Source organism: Brucella sp. 22210, assembly GCF_052045675.1.
GTDB lineage: Bacteria > Pseudomonadota > Alphaproteobacteria > Rhizobiales > Rhizobiaceae > Brucella.
The window spans coordinates 230,927-237,301 of sequence record NZ_JBQEPD010000007.1 but is presented as its reverse complement, the minus strand read 5'-3'; the positions used below and the strand labels follow the sequence as shown (position 1 = coordinate 237,301).

The window sequence follows — 6,375 nt, the reverse complement described above, 5'->3', positions numbered from 1 at the left end:
GAATTTCCATCTTAATGCTATTACCAGTCATAATGTGAACAGTAGTCCTATCACTTATTTAAGTGGCAGAAACTGTCCGGGCAATTAGGGGGCTATTCCAGCGCTGCCGAATGGCTTCCCGCCATGCCGTCGCATAAAGGCGCCCATGAGCCTTTCTGTCGGGAAGCTGAATACGCAGAAATCCACGCCCGACTGGCGCGCCATGCGATGAGGCAAGCTGGCACCAAGGCGGTCGGCGTCGCGATGCACTTCGCGCCGGGCGCATTTCAGAGCATAAGCTTCAGGAAGGGCGACTTGGAACGTTTTCATCACGCTGCCCTCTTGAATAGGTCAGCGCGTTGGCCATGCGTAATGGCGAGGCGAGAAAGTTCGACTTCGCGCGCCAGAAAGTCACGGTCTTTCAGGAGCGCCTCAATGGCCGCGTGCACATCTCCCCTGTGGTAGGCGAGAACCTGCTGAATTTCGTCTTCATAATTTTGCACAAGAGCGTTCATGGCTTCCTCCTGCTAATTTATATGTTCCCATTTTGTTCTCATTGGAGTTCGTCGTCAAGACGCTAAATTGCTGTGCATGAACGTGCTACAAATCGTGCAATTTACTGTGTTACAAACTGTGCTACAATTTCGGGTTCGCAATGAAAATAAGATAATAAAAACAATAGTGTGTGGAACAGTTTGATACCAACCGACCGTACCATTTCTCTCCCAGGCCATTTCACTAACACGTTGAGTTTACTGCGGGATTGGACAATCTCGCCGTGAAGCCGTTGTCGCTTGCGGTAAATTTGGCTAGATATGCGGCTTTGAAGGTTATTTTCAAGGACATCGCAATGGTCGGATGCTTGCCGCCGCTTATCCTGCTGATTTTAGGGGCTGGCATTGGTGCGCTGATCGGTGGCAGTACTGATGCGGTTTATGGCGGCCTTGTGGGGTTGGCCATCGGGCTTGTCGTGATGGTGGTCCTTGTCTGGATATTGATGAAGGCCCGTAACCGATAGACTGCTTTCACTGACTGTTTTAGGCGTCCGCTGTGTGCGTTCGACGAGCCGGTTTCGGTTGCGCTTTTCGAAGATCAAAAAACATCGGCCAGAGCTGGGCTCTGGCCGATGTTTTGCATAATGGCGATAGCTTCAGACTTTGCTGCCCTTAGCGGCCAGCTAGAATGCCAGCAATGATGCCCGTTGCGGTGGTGACCAGCAGGAACTGGTTGTCGACCTTCACCCAACGCTGGCCCGGACCTGGACGGCGGAGGCCATAACGCTGATAATCACGGACTTCCGGATGACGGCGCCAGTCATTGTAACGCTGGCCCTTGGACCAGTTCTGACGGCCATGATCGCGACGATCATTGCGGCCGAATTCCTTGCCATGCGACGGGCGTGGCTTCTGCTCCATGCGATGCGGACCCGGCTTGCGCTGATAATCCTGCGCCTGTGCTGCCAGTGGCGCGCCGATGAAGGAAAGGGCTACGGCTGCAAGAATGACTTTTTTGAACATCATGTTCTCCTTTGGTGTTGGGTTGACACTATTGGGAGACGAATGAACGGAAGATGAATGGCAGCATTTTGAAACATTAAATAAAATCAATGTGATATTAACACTTTATTAACCATGGCTTTATGTGTGGCCAACGCGTCAGAACTGGATGGAAACACTTGACCGTTCCGGCATCGGAACGTAATAGTGTTACGACGGTTCCCCGACCGAGAGTGAAGGGGATTAATAGGGAACACGGTGAGGACGATCCGAAAAGGGACCGAGACCGTGGCTGCCCCCGCAACTGTAAGCGGATTGCTGTCCATCCTCGTGACGCTGACATGCGTCATGCCACTGTGTTTGATCGGCGAAAGCTGAACGACACGGGAAGGCAGATGGAAGCGACCATCCGCAAGCCAGGAGACCTGCCGTCATAGGGCCTTGAGCCCACCATCATCCATTGTCACGGGCGGGGATGCCCGGAGCAGGAGCAGGTTATGACAGCACATCGCGCTGCAAGGCGCTTTTTTACACCGTCGTTCATATCCCCGGATATCTCCGTTTGCTCACGGTGCCTTATCGCCGTCGCTTGCTGACGTGGCTACATTTTCATCATTTCGGGGATTCTCATGACATTCCACGGCAAGACGTCGTTTCGCGCAGCGCTATGCGCTCTTTCATTGTTTGCAGGCGTGCCGGCACTTCAGGCTGCAGAAACGCACTATCCGCTGACGCTGAAGAATTGCGGACGCGACGTTACTTTCAAACAGGCCCCGACGCGCGCGGTGGCTGTTGGCCAAAGCAGCACGGAAATTCTGTACAGCCTCGGTCTCGGCGACAAGGTGGTCGGCACGGCAGTGTGGTTTGGCCCGGTGCTCAAGGGCTTTGAAGAGGTCAATGCCAAGGTCAAGCGGCTGGCCGATAATGATCCGAGCTTTGAGAGTGTTCTGGCGCAGAAGCCCGATATCGTGACAGCAGATTTCCAGTGGCATGTCGGACCGAACGGCATCGTCGCCAAGCCGGAACAGTTCGAGGAACTGGGCATACCGGCCTATACGTCGCCTTCGGATTGCGTCGGCAAGGATAATTCCGGCGGTGGCGACGGGGTGCGCACGGCGGCCTTCACGATGGATGTCGTCTATCAGGAAATCGGCGAGCTGGCCGCGATCTTCAATGTGCAGGATCGTGGTGAAAAGCTGATTGCCGAGCTGAAGGGACGCGAAGAAGCGGCGCGCAGCAAGATCGGTGCCAGCGGCGGCAAGCTCTCCGCTGCGGTCTGGTTCTCCAGCACGCAGATCGACGCCGATCCCTATATCGCCGGTAAGTTTGGCGCTCCGGCCTATATCCTGTCGGCGCTTGGCATCAAGAACGTGGTCGACAGCGAAGAAGAGTGGCCGACGGTCGGCTGGGAGACGATTGCAAAGTCCAACCCGTCGATGATCGTGGCTGCCAAACTGGACCGTCGCCGCTATCCGGCGGACGATATTGCTGTGAAGCACAAGTTCCTCGAAAGCGATCCGGTGACAAGCCTGATGCCAGCCGTCAAGGGCGGCCATGTCTTCGACATGGATGCGCAGTCGATGAGCACATCGCTGCGGGTGATTGAGGGTATTGAAACGCTGGCGGCGGCCATCGCTGCTTCGGACCTCAACAAATGACAGCTTTGGTGGCCATAGGAAGGCTTCCTTTCAGCAACAAGGTGAGCGTCGGGGTTCTGGCGCTCATTCTGCTGCTTGCCGCCCTTTGGCTTGGCGCGGCGATTGGTGAAACCGCCATACCGCTCGATGTGGTGGCGAAGACCGTCGCAAACCGGCTGTGGCACGCAGGCTATGTGCTCGATCCCATCGATGAGGGGATCGTGTGGAGCTATCGTCTCAGCCGCGCCGTGGTGGCGGCATGCTGCGGCGCAGCGCTGGCGCTTTCCGGCGTTGTGCTGCAATCGCTGCTGCGCAATTCGCTCGCAGATCCGTATATTCTGGGCATCTCCGCCGGGGCTTCGACCGGGGCCGTCAGCGTCGCCATTCTTGGCATCGGCGCTGGCGTTCTCACCCTTTCGCTCGGCGCATTCATCGGGGCGATACTCGCCTTCGTTCTGGTTTCGCTGCTGGCGCTGAAAGCCGGGCGCGGCAACAGCGCCATCATTCTGGCCGGTATAGCCGGCTCGCAACTTTTCAACGCACTGACCTCGTTTATCGTGACAAAGGCAGCCAATGCCGAACAGGCGCGGGGCATCATGTTCTGGCTTCTCGGCAATCTTTCCGGCGTGCGCTGGCCCGATGTGACGCTGGCGCTGCCTGCCTGTCTGATCGGCCTGATCATCTGCCTGTGGCATGCCCGCGCGCTCGATGCCTTCACGTTTGGTGCGGAATCCGCCGCTTCGCTCGGCATTCCGGTGCGGCGCGTCTATGCGGTGTTGATTGGCACCAGCGCCATGATGACGGCGGTGATGGTTTCCATCGTCGGGTCCATCGGCTTTATCGGTCTTGTCATACCCCATGCGGCGCGGATGATCGTTGGCGTGCGGCATGGCGCATTATTGCCGGTCAGTGCGCTGATCGGTGCAATCTTCATGATTGCGGCAGATATCGTGTCGCGCATTATCGTGCCGGGACAGGTGCTGCCTATCGGGGTTGTGACAGCGCTGGTCGGCGCTCCGGCCTTTGCGCTGTTGCTCGGACAGAGGAGGGCGCGCGCATGATGCTGACGGCGCAAAATGTTTCCTGGATGGCGGGCGGCGCGGAAATCCTGAGCGGCGTCTCGCTTGAGGTGATTGAAGGTGAGTTTCTCGGCATTATCGGGCCGAACGGCTCCGGCAAGACGACACTTCTGTCACTGCTTTCAGGTCTGAAGCGTCCGCGCAGCGGTGCGGTGCAACTCGGCGAAGCGCCGATTGAACGCTTCAACCGCCGCGAGATTGCGCGCCTTTTGGCGCTGGTCGAACAGCAGGCGGAAACGACCGAGCGTATCACGGCGCGTCAGGCGGTGGAGCTTGGGCGCACGCCCTATCTCGGCGCTCTGTCACCTTGGTCTGCTGAAGATGACGCCATCGTCGATCATGCGCTGGCGCATGTGGATATGACGCATCTGGCCAAACGCAACTGGCATACGCTGTCGGGCGGAGAACGCCAGCGCCTGCATATTGCCCGCGCTCTGGCGCAGCAGCCGCGCATCTTGCTGCTGGATGAGCCGACCAATCACCTCGACATCGGTCATCAGATCGGGCTTCTCGATCTCGTCCGCCGGCAGAGCCAGACCAACGGGCTGACCGTGGTGGCAGCGCTGCACGACCTCAATCATGCAGCCATGTTCTGCGACCGTATTGCGGTGATGGATAAGGGGCGGCTGGTGGCGCTCGGCGCACCGCGAGACGTGTTAACGGCGGAGCGTATCAGTTCCGTATTTGGAGTTGATGTGGAGGTCGAGCATATGGGTGCCAGCGGTTGTCATATCCGCTATTGCGCACCGGGGCGTGTGTATGAAGCGCCGGTGCTGCAACTGCGTACAGCTTAGCACTATAGTTGCATTCCTCGTGATGCCGGTCTGCAACGAGCAATTTCCTGCGCTCCGGTGCTCAAAAATCACTCGTTTCGCCGCGGCCTGACGAATTTGCAACTGTAGTGCTAGTTTAAAGCGGCTTTCAAGCGGCGCTGTTCCAGTCCGAGCCCCAATTCTTCCGCGCGGGCAATGATCGGAGCAAAGCGGCGCTGCTTCTTTTCTTCGTGATTGGAAGCAATGTCGGCAATGCGGTGCTTCAGGAACGGGTTGAGAAAACGCTCACGAACGGAAACCACATAGGCTTCCGCCGCATCGCCTAGTCCATCGGCTGCAAATACCGGCAGTACTTCCTCGCGCCACAGGGCTTCCAGCTCGTTGCGGATGGTTTCATCCTGCATGGCTTCCAGCACGATTTCGTCTTTGGGGCGATTTCCCTTCACCCATCGTTCGGCAATGAAGCTATGGCCGAGATTGAGCAGATAAAGCTTCAGCCGCTCATAGCGCGCCAGATCGTCGGTCACGACGATATCCTTGTGGCGGCATGGCAGCGTCAGGCCTTGCGCCTGTTCGATAGCCCAGATCGCATAGGGTTCGGCGATAGCGCCGACCGGCTCAATCGCTTCGGAGACAATGCGGTCCACCAGACTATTGGCAAAGACGCAGCGCGTTTCCAGCCATTCGACAAAACCGCTCGGCAGTTTCCATTCCTGCGCCAGCCCGATCAGGATGGCGCGCAGCTTGTCGCCGTTGCGGGAAATCAGCTCGCACGGGAAAATCGAGAGCGGTGCTTCCGGGTTGTTCTTCCAGCGATGGTGCAGAAGTACGAGCAGCTTGGCGGGAAAACTCTTCGGCAGGGTCTGCGGATTGGCGAGCAGCGAAGCGTCGTCGCTCGCGTCCAGTTCATAGCCCTTGTCGCCAGTGTTCGAGAGGATAACCTGAACAGTCGCGCCGAGATCGAGAATCTCGGCCCAGTCGGTATGTGCGGAATAAGCGGCGGTCACGCCCTTGGCGTTGTGCTCCGTTTCCGACGGCTTGCCATCGACCAGACCGCGGATCACGACGGGATAGGTCTTGCCTTCATTCAGTGCTGCGATGCGTTGCGCGCTCTGCGGATTGGACGTTGTCTGCACCACGGCAATCGTGCCGATTGCATCACCCGTCGCCAGCGCTTCGGCGACGAAGAAATCGGCATGGGCGAGCAGAAAACGGCTGGTGCCGAATTGAAGAATCGCTGGCTTGTTTTGCATGGCATGCTCCCGAATTTGTAACCGTAGTGCTACGCGATCTGCGCCAAATTGGTCAAGCCAATAGGTTCTGACCGCAGAAATAGGGTTGAATTTTTCTGGAGCGCCGCGCGATTTGCCGCATTTTCGCACCGATTCAGGCATATTGCGCTTCCCGTTGG

Annotated in this window: 8 protein-coding genes and 1 riboswitch; of the genes, 4 read left to right on the top strand and 4 right to left on the bottom strand. The window is 57.6% G+C overall.

The features are described from left to right. Positions 1 to 84: 84 nt before the first annotated feature. Both ACTJKP_RS12080 and ACTJKP_RS12075 read right to left on the bottom strand, forming a co-directional pair. Positions 85 to 309: a hypothetical protein gene (locus ACTJKP_RS12080; RefSeq protein WP_440630828.1), complete on the bottom strand. Its 225-nt coding sequence runs from the start codon at positions 307 to 309 to the stop codon at positions 85 to 87. Beyond that, complete coding sequence (locus ACTJKP_RS12075; RefSeq protein ID WP_113533402.1) at positions 309 to 494, bottom strand: CUE domain-containing protein; 186 nt, start codon at positions 492 to 494, stop codon at positions 309 to 311. The genes ACTJKP_RS12080 and ACTJKP_RS12075 overlap by 1 nt, the downstream gene beginning before the upstream one ends. A 335-nt stretch (positions 495 to 829) precedes the next feature. Here ACTJKP_RS12075 and ACTJKP_RS12070 point away from each other — a divergent pair, with 335 nt between their 5' ends. Further along, positions 830 to 997: a hypothetical protein gene (locus ACTJKP_RS12070; RefSeq protein WP_440630827.1), complete on the top strand. Its 168-nt coding sequence runs from the start codon at positions 830 to 832 to the stop codon at positions 995 to 997. A gap of 148 nt (positions 998 to 1,145) precedes the next feature. Here ACTJKP_RS12070 and ACTJKP_RS12065 read toward each other — a convergent pair whose 3' ends face one another. Continuing rightward, positions 1,146 to 1,496 (bottom strand): RcnB family protein, encoded by a 351-nt coding sequence (locus ACTJKP_RS12065; RefSeq protein WP_078336719.1) that lies wholly within the window; start codon positions 1,494 to 1,496, stop codon positions 1,146 to 1,148. 178 nt (positions 1,497 to 1,674) lie between these two features. Continuing rightward, positions 1,675 to 1,922, top strand: a riboswitch (cobalamin riboswitch). Positions 1,923 to 2,104: 182 nt separating this feature from the next. On the opposite strand from ACTJKP_RS12065, the gene ACTJKP_RS12060 reads away from it, so the two are divergent. Genes ACTJKP_RS12060 through ACTJKP_RS12050 form a run of 3 tightly spaced genes read left to right on the top strand, consistent with a single transcriptional unit; the run spans position 2,105 to position 4,985 of the window. Continuing rightward, complete coding sequence (locus ACTJKP_RS12060) at positions 2,105 to 3,133, top strand: ABC transporter substrate-binding protein (protein WP_440630826.1); 1,029 nt, start codon at positions 2,105 to 2,107, stop codon at positions 3,131 to 3,133. Beyond that, positions 3,130 to 4,173: a FecCD family ABC transporter permease gene (locus ACTJKP_RS12055; protein ID WP_440630825.1), complete on the top strand. Its 1,044-nt coding sequence runs from the start codon at positions 3,130 to 3,132 to the stop codon at positions 4,171 to 4,173. Before ACTJKP_RS12060 ends, ACTJKP_RS12055 begins: the two co-directional genes overlap by 4 nt. Further along, positions 4,170 to 4,985, top strand: coding sequence for an ABC transporter ATP-binding protein (locus ACTJKP_RS12050; RefSeq protein ID WP_440630824.1), 816 nt, complete (start codon positions 4,170 to 4,172; stop codon positions 4,983 to 4,985). Before ACTJKP_RS12055 ends, ACTJKP_RS12050 begins: the two co-directional genes overlap by 4 nt. A gap of 110 nt (positions 4,986 to 5,095) precedes the next feature. Here ACTJKP_RS12050 and ACTJKP_RS12045 read toward each other — a convergent pair whose 3' ends face one another. Next, positions 5,096 to 6,217 (bottom strand): mannitol dehydrogenase family protein, encoded by a 1,122-nt coding sequence (locus ACTJKP_RS12045; RefSeq protein ID WP_440630823.1) that lies wholly within the window; start codon positions 6,215 to 6,217, stop codon positions 5,096 to 5,098. Positions 6,218 to 6,375 lie beyond the last annotated feature (158 nt).

What these genes read in the sequence shown, in the direction of transcription:
- ACTJKP_RS12080 (WP_440630828.1), bottom strand. Translation starts at nt 309, where the DNA reads ATGAAAACGTTCCAAGTCGCCCTTCCTGAAGCTTATGCTCTGAAATGC.
- ACTJKP_RS12075 (WP_113533402.1), bottom strand. Translation starts at nt 494, where the DNA reads ATGAACGCTCTTGTGCAAAATTATGAAGACGAAATTCAGCAGGTTCTC.
- ACTJKP_RS12070 (WP_440630827.1), top strand. Translation starts at nt 830, where the DNA reads ATGGTCGGATGCTTGCCGCCGCTTATCCTGCTGATTTTAGGGGCTGGC.
- ACTJKP_RS12065 (WP_078336719.1), bottom strand. Translation starts at nt 1,496, where the DNA reads ATGTTCAAAAAAGTCATTCTTGCAGCCGTAGCCCTTTCCTTCATCGGC.
- ACTJKP_RS12060 (WP_440630826.1), top strand. Translation starts at nt 2,105, where the DNA reads ATGACATTCCACGGCAAGACGTCGTTTCGCGCAGCGCTATGCGCTCTT.
- ACTJKP_RS12055 (WP_440630825.1), top strand. Translation starts at nt 3,130, where the DNA reads ATGACAGCTTTGGTGGCCATAGGAAGGCTTCCTTTCAGCAACAAGGTG.
- ACTJKP_RS12050 (WP_440630824.1), top strand. Translation starts at nt 4,170, where the DNA reads ATGATGCTGACGGCGCAAAATGTTTCCTGGATGGCGGGCGGCGCGGAA.
- ACTJKP_RS12045 (WP_440630823.1), bottom strand. Translation starts at nt 6,217, where the DNA reads ATGCAAAACAAGCCAGCGATTCTTCAATTCGGCACCAGCCGTTTTCTG.